This window comes from Gemmatimonadaceae bacterium, assembly GCA_016720905.1.
Lineage (GTDB): Bacteria > Gemmatimonadota > Gemmatimonadetes > Gemmatimonadales > Gemmatimonadaceae > Gemmatimonas.
In genome coordinates this window covers 1-16,678 of the sequence record JADKJT010000006.1, presented here as the reverse complement: position 1 = coordinate 16,678, position 16,678 = coordinate 1, and the positions used below count along the sequence as shown (strand labels likewise).

The window sequence follows — 16,678 nt, the reverse complement described above, 5'->3', positions numbered from 1 at the left end:
CGATGCGTTGAGCGCAGGTGCCGATCCTCGTTCCTTGATGGACGCCGTGCCGGAGTGTACCGCAGGTCGCGAGCCCCACGTTAGACTGAGCATCGCGCGCTGCCCGCATTCGCCAACTGCCATTGTACACGCCGGAAACGCCGGAAAGTGAATTACCGGTCGATCAAACGATATTGCCGCGCGCTGCCCACTTGCACAGGCGGCGTCGAGGCGCTGCTCCGGTCGTTCACTGGTCCCTCGTCTGGGGCCGTGACCACGCGCACGGACGCGCCCACAAGCGCCAGGACTGTCTTCCAGAAAGAATGGCGATTTTGACTTGCTTTGCTGGCGGGAGTTCGCCTCGGCAAGCGGCCGGTAGTGCTCCATGTAATCCGAGGTGGCTTTGTACAGGGGATCTTGATCCCGGCCTGCCCCTGTGAAACGCCCCGTACCACGATGGGATCGCGCGACGACATGACCACCTGCCCGTCAGGCTCTCCCGTATGATCGAACAGCGGCGTAAGCGCCGCGACGCCCTGATTGGACGACGGTCCCCATGCGAGAACGCGGGTGGTCGCAGCCGACCCATTTATTGTACCGGGACGCGGCCGGCAACGGTGTGGAGTCGCCGATGGCGAGGACACAATGATGTCCGGGGCATCAAGCATGTTGGGCGGTTGACGGGAGGACAATGATCGGTGAGTGTGGGAGACGCCGCTTCGGGTATTAATTGCCCCGAGAGGCAAAACCGTGGCTTCACCGACGCCAGCTACGCGGACCTCGGGCGTCACGTTGCGAATGAGGTTGGCGACGGTTCCTGATTCGACGTGCGTGATGCTGTTGAGCGCCGCGGCAGCATACAGTGCCGTCGTGGTCCACTGCAGGTCGAAATTGCCACGCCTTGGCAAAGTCTGTCGCTCTCGCAGGACGGGCTGAACAGTTTGGGCATGACGTAGGCGATGGTGTCACCCACAAACGACGTATCCACTCGAAGACTGGGCGAGATCCTGGAGATGCTGGTGTCGCCGAGTTTCGTGATGTCGGTGACGGCGCAGCTGGAGAGCAGCCAGGACGCGACCAGCAGGCTGACGCGATACAAGGCTGGCACGCTTCTCGCACGTTTGAGAGTCGGTTGGATCATTGGTCGTGGTGCCGAAGTGGGCGCGGGCCGCAGCTAATCATCGCGAAGATCGGAGTTCCCGCTACATTACCAACGCAGGAAAAGCCATCCGATCAGCACATCCGACAATTTCCGAAATCCCTCCGGGGTGCCCCTTTGTGAATCCGCTCCTGATCCGCACGACCTCGCCACGTCCGGCAATCGACGGGAGGACCTCTTGGCAAGGCGGCCCTTGATGCGCTGTTGCCCGCCGTGTACGGCGAAAACTGCATGCGCTCGCTGAGCGCTACCTGCGAGTCGAGCGTCCCGATCACACCCTGCAGCCGACGGCTCTCGTCCACGAGACCTACATTCGCCTGAGTAACCAACGGCATGTTAACTGGATGGACCGCGACCAGTTCTTCGGGATTTCTGCACACATGATGCGTCGGATCCTCGTGAACCACGCCGAAGCGCGAAACGCCGCCAAGCGCGGTGGTCAGGTAACCCGAGTCACACTCGACGAATCGATCTCGTGGTCTGGCGGACGAGACCTCGACCTCATCGAGCTGGACGAAGCACTCACGCGACTGGCCGCGTTCGATCCGCGACAGGCGCGCGTAGTTGAACTGCGTTTCTTCGCCGGGCTTGATATCAACGAGACGGCCGGCGTGATTGGCATCTCGGCAGCTACCGTCAAGCGCGAATGGAGCGTAGCAAAGGCATGGCTCCGACGAGAGCTGACGCGCGAATAGCGCGACGTACACCGATGACTCCGACGCAATGGGAACTCGTCAAGTCGTTGTTGCTCGACGCGCTCGATCAAGCGGCCGACTGAACGCGCGACTTTTGTTGCTCGACGGGCCGGTGCGGACGAAGCGCTCAGAGAAAGTGTCGAATCGCTCCTCGCCCCGCACGATGAATCCGCGCGAGTTCGCTGGAGACCCCAGCAGCCGCGTTGCACAAATGCATTGACGGAACCGCTGCCGTCAGGAGGTGGTCGGCGCTACCGGCTGCTCGGGCTAAGGAAATCGGGCGGGGCGGCATGGGGCGTTCTATCTCGCTGCGCGCGACGACGGCGATTTCCAATTTCGCGTTGCTGCCTAAGCTTTCGGTCAAGCGCGGCATGGATACGGATCGCATTCTCGCCCGATTTCAAGTCACGAACGGCAGATTCTCGCCGGACTCGATCATCCCAACATCGCCCGATTGCTGGATGGGGCACCACTGACGACGGGCGTCCGGGCTACCGTCATGGAGTTCGTCGAATGGTCAATCCGTCTGTGACTACTGCGAGTCACGCGGATTGGGCGTCACCGAACGGCGATGCTGTTCGGACCGTTTGCGGTCGCACAGTATGCGCACCGGGAGCACCTGGTCGTCCATTAACATCAAGGCCGGTAACATATCGTCACAGACGGGTGTCCCGAAACTCCTGGACTTCGGAATCGCGAGGTTGCTCGATGCTGAGGCCACCGCCGTCCGCAGCGTGGTCACCGACACGGTGCACGCCATGACGCCGGAGTACGCCAGCCCTGAACAGCTCCGGGGCGAACCGGTCACGACGGTTACCGACGTCTATTCACTTGGCGTGCTGCTCTTTGAAGTACTGACGGGCCACCGACCGTACTCGACTCGCGGTATGCGACCGAACGATATCGCGCGCGTGGTCTGTGACACGGAGCCGCCACTGCCGAGCGATGCCGTGTCGGGACCGGACGCCGGCGCACGGCGACATCGCCTTCGCGGAGACCTCGACACCATAGTCCTGATGGCGATGCGGAAGGATCCGCAGCGTCGCTACAGCTCGGTAGAGCAGTTGTCCGAGGATATTCGCCGCTTCCTCGTGGGCCGCCCGGTCACCGCGCAGCGCGACCGACTGGCATACCGGGCCGGCAAGTTTGCCCGCCGCAATCGAGGCACCATGGCGGCCTCTGCTGTGCTTGTGCTCTCGCTCATCGGCGGCATGGCCGCGACCACCTGGCAGGCACGAGTCGCACGCAACGAACGGGCCCGCGCCGAACGTCGGTTCAGCGAGGTGCGGACGCTGGCGACGTCGTTCCTGTTCGAGCTGCATGATGCAATCGTCAACCTGCCTGGATCGACGCCGGCACGCGCCTTGCTGGTACGACGGGCCCTCGTGTCACTCGACGGACTCGCCCGTGAGGCGCAAGGTGACCCCGTGCTCCAGCGCGAACTTGCGGTGGCGTACCAGAAAGTCGGCGATGTGCAGGGCAATGCCTACAATTCGAACCTTGGCGACACGCGGGGTGCGCTGCGGAGCTATCGCAAGTCGGTCGAGCTGCTGGAGCGCCTGACGCCGACCGGAGATCCGGCGGTGCCACGGGCGCTGTCGAAGGGTCATGTGAACGTTGCCGAGATGCTGGCGACGACAGGCGAGCTGCGCGAGGCGTTGCACCAGTATGACCGTGCAAGGGTGCTGCTGCTCGGCCTCGTGGCACGCAATCCGGCCGATGCAGCCGACCGCGCCATGCTGGCCACCTTGTATAACGAGATCGGCGATACGAAAGGTCAGGACGGCTACGCCAAATCCTGTCCGGATATGCGCGTCTGCGACAGCCATTGGCAGACGCCGGTCGATTTGACGAGGCCATCGCGGTCGATCGGCGGATCCTGTCAATGCTGGGGGAGATGATCGCCGCCGACACCGGGAACGCCCTTTTCCAGCGAAACCTCGGTGCGACGTTTAACTATCTGGGACGGGATCTCCGCGCATCCGGTCGGGCCCGACCCGCCGTTGACAACCACCGTCGCGCGGTGGGCATCGCCGAACGATTGGCCGCGTCCGACACGGGCAGTGCCGAGCACCGGCACGATATGGCGATCAGTCATTACTTGCTCGCGGAAGCGTTGGCCGCCGCACATGAGCCTGATGGCGCGCTCGAGCAATACCATCGGGCCGCGGCGATGAAGCAAGCGCTCCGCATAGTCGAACCGTCGAACACACGACATGCGGACGATCTCGCCGTGATCTACGCCGGCACGAGTGCGGTGATGGTAGACAAGAAGGACTACGACGGCGCAGAGGCTGCCATGCGCCAGTCGATTCCGCTCGCCGAAGCCGCCGCTAGGCGTGACGTACGGAATCGGAAAGTCCAAGTGATCCTCGCTTCGACATACATGGCAGCCGGTCGCCTGTCAGCACGACGGAGCGTCGAGGCGGTCAACAGCCTCGAACGCACAACCCGTTGTGAGGAGTCGACTGGCTGGTATCAGAAGAGCCTGGTGATCTGGCAACGGCTACTGGAGTCGGGCGCGCTGCCCGTGTGGCTGGCGGCGAAACCCGAGGAGGCGCACAAGGCGATCGCACGGTGCGCCTCTCGATGACTCGCTGATTCAACTTCCTTACCGCATCCTCCCTTGCGCGCCAATCGGAGTTACCATCTCCGCCATGCCTACCTCCCTAAAACCCAAGGAACTCACCCTCCGCGGCCTGATCCTCGGTGCGCTCATCACCACCGTGTTCACCGCCGCTAACGTCTATCTCGGCCTCAAGGTCGGGCTCACGTTCGCGTCATCGATTCCGGCGGCCGTGATTTCCATGGCCATCCTGAGCGCGGTCAAGGATTCGAGCATCCTCGAGAACAACATCGTGCAGACGGTCGCTTCGGCGGCCGGCACGCTGTCGGCCATCATCTTCGTGCTGCCGGGTCTGGTAATTGTCGGGTGGTGGACGGGCTTCCCGTTCTGGCAGTCGTTCCTGATTTGCGTGAGTGGTGGTGTGCTGGGCGTGTTGTTCACCATCCCGCTGCGCCGCGCACTGGTCACCAATTCCGACTTGCCGTATCCGGAAGGCGTGGCGGCGGCCGAAGTGCTCAAAGTGGGATCGAGCGCGCGCGGTGAAGGGGTGTCCGACGCCAGCGAAGCGCGGGAAGGGCTCACCGCGGTTGTCCTCGGCACGGTGTCGTCAGCGGGGTTGGCGATTGTGGCCGCCACGCGACTGTTGGCCGCCGAAGTGAGCGGCGTGTTCGGCGTGACCGCGACGGCCGCCAGCGGATACAGCGTGGCCTGGTCGCTGGCGTTGTTCGGCGCCGGACATCTGGTGGGTATCGCCGTGGGCATGGCCATTCTCACGGGACTGGTCATTGCCTGGGGTGTGGCGGTGCCCATTCTCACGCACTTGAGTCCGGCGGCTGACGCCGCTTCACTCGCGTCGCACACCATGACCATCTGGCGCACGCAGGTGCGCTTCATTGGCGCCGGCGCGATTGGTGTGTCGGCGTTGTTCACACTGGCGACGCTGGCCAAACCCGTCATCGCCGGACTGGTGAGCACGCTGCGCACGTCGCAGTCCGTCGCTACCGGCGACGATCTGGACCGCGACATCTCGCCGAAGTGGATTATCGGACTGACGGTGGCCTGCCTGTTGGTGACCGGGTGGCTGGCCTGGACGTTCGCGCACAACTCGGCGCTGTCCGAACACGCACTGGTCCTCACGCTGGTGTCCGTGCCATTCGTGTTCATTGTCGGATTCCTGATTGCCGGCGTGGCGGGCTACATGGCGGGCCTCATTGGCGCGTCCAACAGTCCCATCTCGGGCATCGGCATTCTGGGAATCGTGAGTTGCGCCACCATCGTGGCGGCCGTGGTGACGCCCACACCGGAAACGCAAAAGGTGCTGGTCGCATTCGCCCTGTTTGTCACGTCCATCGTGTTCGCCTGCGCCACCATTTCCAACGACAACCTGCAGGATCTCAAGACAGGCCAGCTGGTGGGCGCGTCGCCCATGAAGCAGCAGATCGCCTTGATCGTCGGCGTCGTGGCCGGCGCCGCGGTGATCCCGTCAGTGCTCAATCTGCTGGCCAAGGCCTACGGGTTTGCCGGCGCACCAAACATCGGTGTGGTGTCGCAGAATCCGTTGCCTGCGCCGCAGGCCACGCTCATCTCGGCGTTGGCGCAGGGCGTCATTGGCGGCAATCTCGACTGGAAGATGATCGGGATAGGCGGAGTGGTCGGTGTCCTGTTGATCCTCACCAACGCGGCCCTCAAGGCCACCAAGAAGGGCAGTCTCCCGCCGCTGGCGGTGGGGCTTGGCATTTACCTGCCCATGTCGGCCACGTTTGCGGTTGTTGTGGGCGCCGTGGTGGGACACTGGTACAACAAGCGCGCTGCGCAGTCCAAGGCGCCGGAACGCGCGGAACGACTCGGCACGCTGGTGGCATCGGGATTGATCGTGGGCGAGAGCCTGTTTGGCGTACTGAACGCCGGGCTGATCGTGGCGTTCGCCAGCGATGCGCCGATCGCGCTGGTGGGCGAAGACTTTGCGCCGGCCAAGCTGCTGGGCGCCGTGGCGTTCGTCGTGCTGGCTCTCACGCTGTATCGGTGGATGCTGCGGAAGAACGCCGATACACCGGCCAGCGCGTAGCGTCGTCGCACACGATGACCGGACCCGCGTATTCGCTGAACGTCTCCCATCGCATGCCCTACTCGCCGGCCACGCTGTATCAGGCGTGGACGACGGGATGGGCAACGTGGTTTGCCGAGCCAGACTCCATCCGCATGCAGGCGGTCGTTGGCGCACCGTTCTTTTTCGAAGTGGGACAGCGATTCGAAACTGACACGCCGATGCGCCGACACGCGCACTATGGACGCTTCCTCGAGCTGGTCCCTGATTCACTGGTGGCACTCACCTGGGTTACTGCGGGCACCGGCGGCGCGGAGACGACACTGTCGGTTCGGTTCGAGGCTACAGCAGACGGTACCAACGTCACGCTCACTCACGACGGGTTTGCGACGGAAGCGGCGCGAAACGGACATGCCAGCGCGTGGCCGCTGGTGCTTGCACAGCAATCGAAAAAGCTGGCTGAACTGGAGGGGGCAGCACCGAGCCCCGTCAAGGAAGGGCTGGCCGTCAATCGCTCAATGCCCGATTCGTCGTTCATCCCGGTTCGCAGCTACCCTGACCTGGACCAGGCCGTTGCCTGGCTGCGCGATGTCCTGGGTTGCCGCGAACGACTGCGCATACCGGGGCATCGCGTGCAACTCACGCTTGGCAACGGCGCCGTTGTCGCCGTAGCGTGGGATGCGAGCACCGCGCCGGCCACCGGCGGGCGACCGCCGGCCACGCTGATGGTTCGCGTCTCAGACATCGAGGCCACGTATGCGCGTGCGTTGGCGAACGGGGCCACCGGACTCAGTGCGCCCACCGATTTCCCGTATGGCGAACGACAAGCACAAGTGCGCGATCCCGCGGGGCACGCGTGGACGCTGACGCAAACAATCGGCGACGTCGACCCCGCTTCGTGGGGTGGAGAGCTCGTTACGTAATGTTCCCATGTCACGGTTCGGAGTATCACACGTGAACACTCGACGGGATTTTCTCATCAAGGCTCCCATTGCTCTGGCCGGTGTGGCGGCCGCGTGTCGCGGCAATGACCAACCTGCGGCGACCACTGGCGGCGCGGTGCCGGCGACACCCGGCGCGCCGCCAGCGTTCGGCACATCCAGCGGTGCGGGGCCTGCGGTATCGGCCGACGACTTTGCCGCCGCCGAAAAGTTGGCGCAAGTCACGTACTCGGCCGAAGAGCGCGCGATGATGGCCGAGAGTTGGCGCCGGACGCTGTCGGCGACACTTGAGCGGCGTACGGGACCGCGCATCGTGCCGATTCCGCCGGAGTTGTCGCCGGCTACCGTGTGGAACCCGGTGCAGGCCGTGAACTTTGCACCGCCAACACGTAACCGATTCGTGCGCAGTGCCGGTGATCCTGGTGTGCTGCCGTCAAACGATGATGACATTGCCTTTGCACCGGTCACCTCGCTGTCACGGTGGATCGAACGCAAGCAGCTCACCTCCACTCGCCTTACCCAGATCTATCTCGATCGCATCGCGAAGCACGACCCCAAGCTGCGCTGCATCATCACACTCACTCGCGACCACGCGTTGTCGCGCGCGAAGGCGGCCGACGCCGAGATTGCGGCCGGCAAGTATCGCGGTCCGCTGCACGGCGTCCCGTTTGGTGTGAAAGACCTGTTGGACACGGCGGGCATCGCCACCACCTATGGCGCCGAGCCTTATCGTGATCGCCTGCCCGAGCATGACTCGGCGGTGGTGAAGCGACTGGAAGACGCGGGCGCCATTCTCATTGCCAAGCTCAGTCTGGGCGCGCTGGCGTTGAACGACATCTGGTTTGGCGGACAAACCATGAACCCGTGGTTGCTGGAAGAAGGCGCGTCCGGTTCCAGCGCGGGACCCGGTGCCGCGACGGCGGCAGGACTGGTGGGATTTTCGATTGGCAGCGAGACTGGCGGCAGCATTGTCAGCCCGAGCATGCGCTGCGGGGTGACGGGATTGCGGCCCACCTTTGGACGGGTGCCGCGCACCGGCGCCATGACGCTGTGCTGGTCGCTGGACAAGCTGGGGCCGATGACACGCACCGTGGAGGACGCGATGCTGGTGCTCAACGCCATCTCCGGGCCTGACAGCGGCGACGTATCGAGTGTCGTCAGTCACCTCGATTACGATGGCGCTGCCAGTGTGGCCGGGCTGCGCGTGGGCATATTCCCCGCGTGGATGCAACAGGCGCCGGCCACCGACGTGGATCGCGCCGCGGTGGAATCGCTGCGCACGCTGGGTATGAACGTCGTTGACGTGGTGTGGCCCGACATACCGCATAACGCACTGATGCTGATTTTGTTTGCCGAGGCGGCTGCGGCGTTTGAGGAGCTGACCTTGTCGGGGAAGTCACGCACAATGAAAGTGCAAGTGCCCGATGCGTGGCCCAACCTGTTCCGCATGTCGCGTTTCCTGACGGCAGTGGATTTCGTACAGGCCGACCGGTTGCGCCGGCGCTTTGCGCACGAGTTGGCGACGATCTTCGAGAAGGTAGATGTGCTGATGGTTCCGTCGCTGCGAGACGAAACGCTGACCACCACGAACTTCACGGGGCATCCGTCGCTTACGTTGCGCACCGGCTTCGTGAATGTGAGCGAGGCGCGCAGTGACTGGGCGCCCGATCCGAAGAATCCGTTGCCCCGGTTTGCCACGCCGCGGCGTGTGCCGCATGGGGTGACGCTGATTGGCCGGTTGTTCGATGAGGGGACCGTGGCGCGCGTGGGGGTGGCCTTGGAGCGTGCGTCCGGCGTGGCGTCTGAGCGGCCGGCGGGCTTTGGTTGAACTGCGTTTTACCGCAGAGGGCGCAAAGGGCGCAGAGGCCATCGGTGATTCATCGCAGTTCCGGTAGATTCAAGATCAGACACGTAGGAAAGAGGAAGCGCACAGGGCGTCCGTCTCGGCAGTCCCCTGCGACCTCAGCGCCCCCCGCGGTTCAAATGCTGTTTCTTGCAAGACGAGCCACCAGCCCCAGCCCAACCCACCGTGCGAATCAGCGACATGAACTGGATGCAGGTTGAGCAATACCTGCAACATGACGACCGCGCCATACTGCCGCTGGGCAGCACCGAACAGCACAGCTATCTGCGCCTCACGGTGGATTGCATTCTGCCGGAGCGCGTGGCGGTAGATGCGGCCGAGCCGCTGGGCATTCCGGTGTTCCCGGTCGTTCCGTATGGCGTCACGCCATACTTTCGAGAATTCCCGGGATCCATTTCGCTCAAGGTGGAGACGCATCTGCGCGTGGTGAGCGACATCCTGGACGGCATGGCGCACAGTGGTTTCCGTCGTATTCTCATTGTGAACGGGCACGGTGGTAACAACGCCGTGCAACAGTTCGCGCCTGAGTGGGCGGCCAACCATCCGGAATGTCGGGTGCTGTACCACAACTGGTGGAACGCGCCGAATACGTGGGCCAAGGTGCAGGCGATTGATCCCGTGGCGTCGCATGGGTCGTGGATGGAGAACTTTCCCTGGACGCGATTGCCCGGTGTAGACGTGCCGACCGTGCAGCGGCCCATGGTTGACTTGGCACGGGTGCGGGCGCTCGATCCTGTGGCGCTGCGCAAATACCTCGGCGACGGCAACTACGGTGGCCTGTATCAACGGTCCGATGAGGACACGCTGGCCCTCTGGCAGGTCGCCGTCCAAGAAACGCGCGCGCTGCTGACGGGCGATTGGGGCGGTGCCTCCTGACCGCGCCCACACTGTTACCCATGCGTTGGCTGGTATGGGGTGCCGGCGCGATTGGCGGCACGCTGGCGGCGTATCTCGCGCGCGCCGGTCATGATGTCACGCTCGTTGACAATGTCGGCGAGCATGTGGACGCCATCAATCGCGATGGACTGCGTATTACCGGCCCCATCGAGACGTTCACCGCCCGCATGCCGGCATTCACGCCGGAGTCGCTGCGCGGGGCGTGGGACATTGTCGTGCTGGCCACCAAAGCGCATCACACCGAGTCAGCAGTGCGCGCGCTGTTGCCCCACCTGAGTGCCAACGGCTGCGTGGTGAGCGCGCAGAACGGACTCAACGAACTCGCTATCGCCAGCGTCGTGGGCACCGAACGCACCGTGGGCGCCTTCGTGAACTTCGGCGCCGACTACCTGGAACCGGGCGTGATTCACTATGGCGGACGCGGCGCAGTGGTGGTCGGTGAAATCGACGGCAGCATCACACCGCGGGTGACCGGGATACGAGATGCGTGGGCCGCATTCGACGACCGCGCCATAGTCACGCCCAACATCTGGGGCTACCTGTGGGGCAAGGAAGCCTACGGCGCGATGCTCTTTGCCACGGCACTCACCAACGAGTCCATCGCCGACGCCCTGGCTATGCCTGCCTATCGCGGCCTGTATGTAGCACTCGCCCGGGAAATCCTGGCGGTGGGGGCAGCGCGGTGTCACACCGGAATCATTCGACGGATTCGATCCCGCTGCGTACCTGCCAACGGCCGCGCCCGACGCTGCCACGCGCTCACTCGACGCGCTGGTTGCCCACAACCGTCGTTCGGCCAAGACGCACAGTGGCATCTGGCGCGATCTGGCCGTTCGCAAGCGCCCTACCGAGGTTGACGCACAGCTGGGCATCGTGGTGACGCTGGGTCGTGAAGTCGGAGTGCCAACTCCAATCACTGCGCGTCTCGTGGCGCTGGTTCACGACATCGAACATGGTATTCGCCCGCACTCGATGGACACCCTGGATGCGCTGAATAGTCTCGTGACATCATGAACATCGAATTCAACGGCCAGACCGCCATTGTGACCGGTGCGGCGCACGGCTTTGGTCGCGCCATCAGCCGCGCACTCAGCGAACGCGGAGCGCACGTGTGGGCCTGCGACGTGCTTGGCGACGAGTTGGTGGAGACCAAACAGGTGTGTGACGCGGCAGGCGGCGCATGCACCGTGCGCACGGTGGACGTATGCGACAAGTCCGCCGTTGAGGCGCTGGTGGCTGAAGCTGCAACTGCAACGGGTCGGGTGGACATTCTGGTCAACAACGCCGGCGGTGTGCTGGGACAAGTAGGCCGTCCACTGGAAGAGGTCACACCCGCCGAGTGGCAGCGCATCTTCGATGTGAACGTGACGGGAGCATTCTACCTGTCACAGGCCGTCGCACCCGGCATGAAGGCGGTGCGCCGGGGCCGCATCGTGAATATTTCCAGCGGTGCCGGACTGGGCATCAGTCTCACCGGTATTCAGGCCTATGCCTCGGCCAAGGCGGCGCAAATTGGACTCACGCGGCAACTGGCCCACGAACTGGGGCCGTGGGGCATCACCGTGAACAATGTGGCGCCGGGTTTTGTGCGCTCCAACGCTGCGACCGAACGCCAGTGGGATTCGTATGGCGCCGAAGGCCAGCAGTTGTTGATCGACCGTATTGCCCTCAAACGACTGGGCACGCCTGATGACATTGCCAACGGCGTGATGTTTTTTGCATCCGATCACGCCAACTGGATCACCGGGCAGGTGCTCTCCGTCGACGGCGGGAAGTAGCCATGAACCAACAGGTTCTTGACGCGCTGCGCGCCAACCACGATCGCATTCTGGGTGAACTGGTGGAGTTCGCGGCGATTCCGAGCGTGAGCACCGATCCGGCGCACGCGGCCGACGCGACGACCGCCGCGCAATGGGTGGCCACGAGCTCGCCGCGGCCGGGCCTATCACGGTGCGCACCATCGCCACACGAGGCAATCCCGTGGTGTATGGCGAATGGCTGGGCGCACCCGGCCAGCTCACGGTGCTGGTGTACGGCCACTATGACGTGCAACCGCCCGATCCGCTGGCGAAGTGGCACAGCGCGCCGTTCACTCCCACCGTGCGTGATGGCCGACTGTACGCGCGGGGCGTGTCCAACCGACGACGGGCCGATGCTTATCCCCATCAAAGTCGCCGAAGCATTCTTTGCGTGTGCGGGTGCGTTGCCCGTCAACGTGAAGTTCATGTTCGAAGCGAAGAGGAGATTGGCAGCGAGAACCTTGAGGCATTCATTGCGCAGCACACCGAGTTGCTGGCGCGACTTCGTGTTGTCGGCCGATGGTGCGATGTGGCGCATCAACGAAAGCCATCGCTGACCGTGGCCAGCCGCGGACTGGCAGGATTGGAGTTCACACTCACCGCTGCCGCAAAGGACCTGCATTCGGGCCGTCACGGTGGTGGCGTGCCAATCCGCTGCATGCCATGGCGCAGCTCGTGGCCTCGTTGCACCACGCCGACGGTCGCATTGCGGTCGATGGATTCTATGAGACCGTGAAAGAGCTCATGCCGGCCGAGCGTGCTGCAATTGCCGCGTTGCCATTCGACGAGCAGGCGTATCTCGCGCAGGTGGGTGCGCCGGCGGTGTTTGGCGAACCGGGCTACACCACACTGGAACGTCAGTGGACGCGGCCCACCATCGATGTGAACGGCATGTGGGGCGGATACGAAGGACCCGGTCAGAAGACCGTGATCCCCAGTGAGGCGCACGCGAGAAGATCACCTGTCGGCTGGTGCCCGATCAACGCCCCCAGGATGTCATCGCGCTGTTGACGAAACATCTGCAGTCACACGTGCCGCCAGGAACTGCCTGACTGATCAGCACTGCCGACCACGGCGCGTGGCCCGCCCACATCGACGGCAATCACTTTGCCCTCAAAGGCCGCCGATGCCGCGTTGCACGCGGTGTACGGCGTGCATCCGTGGTGGTGCGCATGGGCGGCACGGTGCCTATCTCCGAGCTGTTCCAGCGTCACACCGAAATCTCGATACCGTGTTCTTCAGCTTCTCCACGGCCGACGAAGACTATCACGCACCCAACGAGTTCTTTCGTGTGCATCGGTTGCACGAAGGCCTCGAAGCAAAGGCGCGCATCTGGCACATTCTTGGAAATCCACCTGGCGTCGGGCCAACACATGACGGCATCTGAGAACACCGAACTCGCGCAGGCCGAAGCAGCGGTCGAAGCGCACAGCGCCGGGCTGATCAAAGGACTCGGTGCGCGACCTGGCCTCACGCAGATCCTGTTCATTGTGGGGCTCACCTGGATTGGCGTGGCCGGAAAGCTCCGGGCCGTCAACATGGTGTTCTGGCTGCTCGCGCTGACGCTGTTCTGTTTGCCGTCGGCCGCCGTGGTGATGTACCTCAACAAGTTGATGCCGCTGGAAGGCGGATTTATCAGTGGGCGAAGCTGGGATTCAACCAAACTGTTGGCTTCATGCTGGCGTGGAATCTCTGGCTGTATGTGATCGCGCTCACGTCGGAAGTGGGATTGGCCGCTACCACATATCTCTCCTACGCCATTGGCCCAAGTGCGGCGTGGATGACATCCAGCGCGTGGGTGGCGGCCTTGGCGTCGGCGGTGATTGTCTCGTTGATGGTGGTGGCGTCCACCATCGGCCTCTCGGTTGGCAAGTGGGTGCACAATTTCGGCGGCATGCTGATGCTTATTGTGTTCGGCGTGGTAATCCTGCTCCCAATTCTCCGGGTTGCTCACTGGCACACTGACCGCGTACAACCCGTTTCGCACCAGCATGCCCGAGCTGTCGTTGCTCAACCTGAACATCTTGGGCAAGATGGGCTTTGGAGCACTCGGTGGATTCGAGTATGTGGCCATTCTCGCCGGCGAAACCAGGGGCACCTTCGCGATCGGTTGGCAAATCCGTGCTCATTGCCGCGCCCATCATTGCCATCATGTTCGTGCTGGGAACCAGCACCGTGGTGGCATACATCCCCACCGCCGATATCGATCTGGTCGGGCCGCTGCCACAGGTGCTCCGTGCCGGGTTCGCGCCATTTGGCATTGCGGGACCGTTGGGGAGTGGCCATTCTCACGACGTTGATCATGCGGGTGGCGCAGTCGAGCGTGAGTTTCACCGCCGTGACCAGACTGCCCATGGTGGCCGGTGAGGGCATGCTGCCCGCGTGGTTCAGCCGTCTGCACCAAGTACCAGACACCGGTCAACTCGATCGTGCTGGTTGGGCTGTGCTCGTTTGGCCTGTCGGTGATCGTAACATCGGCGTGGGGCAGGCGGAAGCGTTTCAACTGCTGTTCAACGCCAGCGAATTTTCTATGCCCTCACGTACATCGTGATGTTCGCGATTCCGATTTTCCGGATTGCGGGGCATAACACCGCGACCGCCACTGTGGTTGCCGCGTGACGTCCATGTCGGGATTGCTCATGACGGTGTTGTACGTGGCGCTGTCGGTGTTCCGATCATCAAGGTGGGGAGAGCGTGTCCACGTTCGCCTCAAGATTACCGGTGTGATCGTGGTGATGAATCTGGTGGGGGTAGGGATTCTGTTCGCCGCGCGGCGACGGCAACGACTCGCTGCGATTTGACCCGTGAGAATCTTCCCTGTTTGCAGTGGCCATGTCCCGTGGTTCCCCGACTAGCCCAGCGCCTCGTGAAAGTAGGCGGCGACATCAATGATCAACGCCGCATTCGCACCGGTTGGCTGCCACACCAACTCGCGATCAGCGACCACGTCATCCGCATTGGGCGCCACCACCAAAATCGTGCGACGCTCGCCGTCAACGATCCAGTACTGTGCGACGCCGCTGCGCAGATAGAACTCGCGCTTCTGCGCGTGATCGCGCCGCCGGGTAGTGCGGGAGGCAATTTCCACGACCAGTAGCGGAATCGGTGCCAGTTCCCACGTGGATGGGATTGACGGGGTATTCGGTCTCACCATGATGTCGGGCTCGACCTCGGAACCGTCTACGCGCACAACGGCCCGGGGCCTGAACACCTTGCCGATCCGCTGGGCTCGCACGTAGGGGTCGAGGATAGCGATGCAGCTCCGACCCGAGCGATCGTGCGTCGGCGACGGGGCGGCGTCACGAACAGCGCTCCGTCTACGAGCCCGTACTTCATGCCGTCGTCGGGCAGCCGATCGAGCTCGGCCAGCGTCCAACGACAGTGGTCTGCGCCATGAGCATAACCCGTGTGTCCTCGGCGATGAGGTGTGCAGCCATCGGCGAATATGCGCCCGGTCGCCAAGCGGTTCGTCACCAATTCCGTTCGCCGGTACCGCAGTGTTGCCAGCAGTTGGACAGTACGCTCGGCGCATGCGCCGAGTCAAGCGCTGACGTTTGAGTACTACGCGACTTCCGCGTACTGCCGCGTCGCAACATCGTGCGCGCTCTGCGTGCGCTCGCGGGGATCGAGCACATCCTTCACCGCCGGTGGAAGTGCGTGGTTGAGCCGCGGTGGGAGAGCGGCCTGGCAGGTGCGAATTGAGGCTCGATGGACGCGCTACTCGTTAGGTGTCCGAGGTTTTGATGTAGACGCCAGGGGGCAGGAATGGACACGAGTCATTCACGGTTTGGCCAATCGACACAGGTAGTTGTAGTTTTCTGAGATGGACGCCGAAGGAGACACCATCTGTTCAGCCCGCGCCAGTTGCTGCGCTCTTGTTTTGAGCGCGGCTCCAACCGCCCTAGCCCAGACGGCCACGATTGTCGGCACGGTGCATGTTTTCGGCGATTCCGTGCGCAGGCTTCGAGATGTTGACGTGGTGCTCGATCCGACTCCTCGACAGACTCGCACCGACTCACTGGGCGCCTTTCGTTTTGTCGGCGTGGCTGCAGGCGAATACCGAGTGCGGGTTCGCCGGATAGGCTTCGAGGCGGTGGTCATGAAGGTCGTGGCCGTCGCTGACCACGACGTTGCAGTAAACGTCGCGATGCAGCCCTCCGCGCAGGCCCTGGCGACCATGACGATCGCGGGGAAGCGCATTGACTATCCGGTGAGGCTCACGGAGGCGTACACGCGCATGCGCCGCAGCACGGGCTACTCGTGACACGAGAGCAGATTGATAGCCTTTCCCGGCGACGTGAGCTCATTGCTGATGCGGATACCTGGCGTTCGCGTCATCGGGATGGTGATTTCGAATTCGCGAGATGCGACACTGAAAGAAACGTCCATGTGTGGGTTGATGGCACACGATGGACGAAGTACTTCTCACGTGACACATTGGTCAATGTGAACGCCACCAAGGCCGTGCGGGATATCCCTGTATCCTCCATTCAGCTGATGGAAGTCTACAGCGGCGTCGCGCGCATTCCTGGCGAGTATCTCGATGACGCCTGCGCGGTGATTCTCATTTGGCGAAAGTAGAACAATGCTCGAACGAACCTCTCCCTCCTGACGTGACGGTTCAATGAGGCCCAGTTCGCTGGGTCGTGCCGGTATTGTTGGTGCCTGCCTGAGCCTGGGTAGACAAGCCGCGCACAGACGGCCACGAACTGTCGGCACTGTGCATGTCGCCGG

At 63.3% G+C, this 16,678-nt stretch carries 15 protein-coding genes and 3 pseudogenes; 17 read left to right on the top strand and 1 reads right to left on the bottom strand.

Going from position 1 to position 16,678, the window contains the following annotated elements; translation table 11 throughout:
* The first annotated feature begins 938 nt into the window (after positions 1–938).
* From IPP90_07520 to IPP90_07450, 15 genes and pseudogenes are all read left to right on the top strand, one after another.
* Complete coding sequence (locus tag IPP90_07520; GenBank protein MBL0170567.1) at positions 939–1,157, top strand: hypothetical protein; 219 nt, start codon at positions 939–941, stop codon at positions 1,155–1,157.
* Positions 1,158–1,365: 208 nt separating this feature from the next.
* A complete protein-coding gene (locus tag IPP90_07515; protein MBL0170566.1) occupies positions 1,366–1,833 on the top strand; it encodes an RNA polymerase subunit sigma-70 in 468 nt (155 codons plus the stop codon).
* A 602-nt stretch (positions 1,834–2,435) separates the two neighbouring features.
* Positions 2,436–3,734 (top strand): protein kinase, encoded by a 1,299-nt coding sequence (locus IPP90_07510; protein MBL0170565.1) that lies wholly within the window; start codon positions 2,436–2,438, stop codon positions 3,732–3,734.
* A complete protein-coding gene (locus IPP90_07505; GenBank protein MBL0170564.1) occupies positions 3,719–4,426 on the top strand; it encodes a hypothetical protein in 708 nt (235 codons plus the stop codon). Before IPP90_07510 ends, IPP90_07505 begins: the two co-directional genes overlap by 16 nt.
* 64 nt (positions 4,427–4,490) lie before the next feature.
* Entirely contained in the window at positions 4,491–6,464 is a 1,974-nt protein-coding gene (locus IPP90_07500; GenBank protein MBL0170563.1) for an oligopeptide transporter, OPT family, read from the top strand.
* Between the two features lie 14 nt (positions 6,465–6,478).
* Positions 6,479–6,901, top strand: a pseudogene (locus IPP90_07495) (SRPBCC domain-containing protein).
* Between the two features lie 42 nt (positions 6,902–6,943).
* Entirely contained in the window at positions 6,944–7,366 is a 423-nt protein-coding gene (locus IPP90_07490) for a VOC family protein (GenBank protein ID MBL0170562.1), read from the top strand.
* Between the two features lie 7 nt (positions 7,367–7,373).
* Positions 7,374–9,212, top strand: a complete 1,839-nt coding sequence (locus IPP90_07485; protein ID MBL0170561.1) for an amidase — start codon at positions 7,374–7,376, stop codon at positions 9,210–9,212.
* A gap of 201 nt (positions 9,213–9,413) precedes the next feature.
* Positions 9,414–10,124: a creatininase family protein gene (locus tag IPP90_07480; GenBank protein ID MBL0170560.1), complete on the top strand. Its 711-nt coding sequence runs from the start codon at positions 9,414–9,416 to the stop codon at positions 10,122–10,124.
* A gap of 20 nt (positions 10,125–10,144) precedes the next feature.
* Positions 10,145–11,159, top strand: a pseudogene (locus IPP90_07475) (2-dehydropantoate 2-reductase).
* Positions 11,156–11,923: an SDR family oxidoreductase gene (locus IPP90_07470; GenBank protein ID MBL0170559.1), complete on the top strand. Its 768-nt coding sequence runs from the start codon at positions 11,156–11,158 to the stop codon at positions 11,921–11,923. Before IPP90_07475 ends, IPP90_07470 begins: the two are co-directional and overlap by 4 nt.
* Positions 11,924–11,925: 2 nt before the next feature.
* Positions 11,926–13,331 (top strand): annotated as a pseudogene (locus IPP90_07465) (dipeptidase).
* Positions 13,318–13,650: a hypothetical protein gene (locus IPP90_07460; GenBank protein MBL0170558.1), complete on the top strand. Its 333-nt coding sequence runs from the start codon at positions 13,318–13,320 to the stop codon at positions 13,648–13,650. The pseudogene IPP90_07465 and the gene IPP90_07460 overlap by 14 nt, the downstream one beginning before the upstream one ends.
* Complete coding sequence (locus tag IPP90_07455) at positions 13,620–14,495, top strand: APC family permease (protein MBL0170557.1); 876 nt, start codon at positions 13,620–13,622, stop codon at positions 14,493–14,495. The genes IPP90_07460 and IPP90_07455 overlap by 31 nt, the downstream gene beginning before the upstream one ends.
* Before the next feature lie 64 nt (positions 14,496–14,559).
* On the top strand, positions 14,560–14,745 hold the full coding sequence (locus tag IPP90_07450) for a hypothetical protein (GenBank protein ID MBL0170556.1): 186 nt from the start codon (positions 14,560–14,562) through the stop codon (positions 14,743–14,745).
* A gap of 50 nt (positions 14,746–14,795) precedes the next feature.
* On the opposite strand, the gene IPP90_07445 is transcribed toward IPP90_07450, so the two are convergent.
* A complete protein-coding gene (locus tag IPP90_07445; protein ID MBL0170555.1) occupies positions 14,796–15,320 on the bottom strand; it encodes a Uma2 family endonuclease in 525 nt (174 codons plus the stop codon).
* Between the two features lie 576 nt (positions 15,321–15,896).
* Between IPP90_07445 and IPP90_07440 the strand changes: the two genes are divergently transcribed.
* The gene (locus tag IPP90_07440) at positions 15,897–16,208 is read left to right on the top strand and encodes a carboxypeptidase regulatory-like domain-containing protein (GenBank protein ID MBL0170554.1); all 312 of its coding nucleotides are present in this window, start codon (positions 15,897–15,899) and stop codon (positions 16,206–16,208) included.
* 125 nt (positions 16,209–16,333) lie between these two features.
* Entirely contained in the window at positions 16,334–16,525 is a 192-nt protein-coding gene (locus tag IPP90_07435; GenBank protein MBL0170553.1) for a hypothetical protein, read from the top strand.
* Positions 16,526–16,678 lie beyond the last annotated feature (153 nt).

Coding starts and splice junctions, on each gene's coding strand:
- IPP90_07455 (MBL0170557.1), top strand. CDS start 13,620: ATGCTGGCGTGGAATCTCTGGCTGTATGTGATCGCGCTCACGTCGGAA.
- IPP90_07470 (MBL0170559.1), top strand. CDS start 11,156: ATGAACATCGAATTCAACGGCCAGACCGCCATTGTGACCGGTGCGGCG.
- IPP90_07460 (MBL0170558.1), top strand. CDS start 13,318: ATGACGGCATCTGAGAACACCGAACTCGCGCAGGCCGAAGCAGCGGTC.
- IPP90_07500 (MBL0170563.1), top strand. CDS start 4,491: ATGCCTACCTCCCTAAAACCCAAGGAACTCACCCTCCGCGGCCTGATC.
- IPP90_07485 (MBL0170561.1), top strand. CDS start 7,374: ATGTCACGGTTCGGAGTATCACACGTGAACACTCGACGGGATTTTCTC.
- IPP90_07505 (MBL0170564.1), top strand. CDS start 3,719: ATGCTGGGGGAGATGATCGCCGCCGACACCGGGAACGCCCTTTTCCAG.
- IPP90_07510 (MBL0170565.1), top strand. CDS start 2,436: ATGCGCACCGGGAGCACCTGGTCGTCCATTAACATCAAGGCCGGTAAC.
- IPP90_07520 (MBL0170567.1), top strand. CDS start 939: ATGGTGTCACCCACAAACGACGTATCCACTCGAAGACTGGGCGAGATC.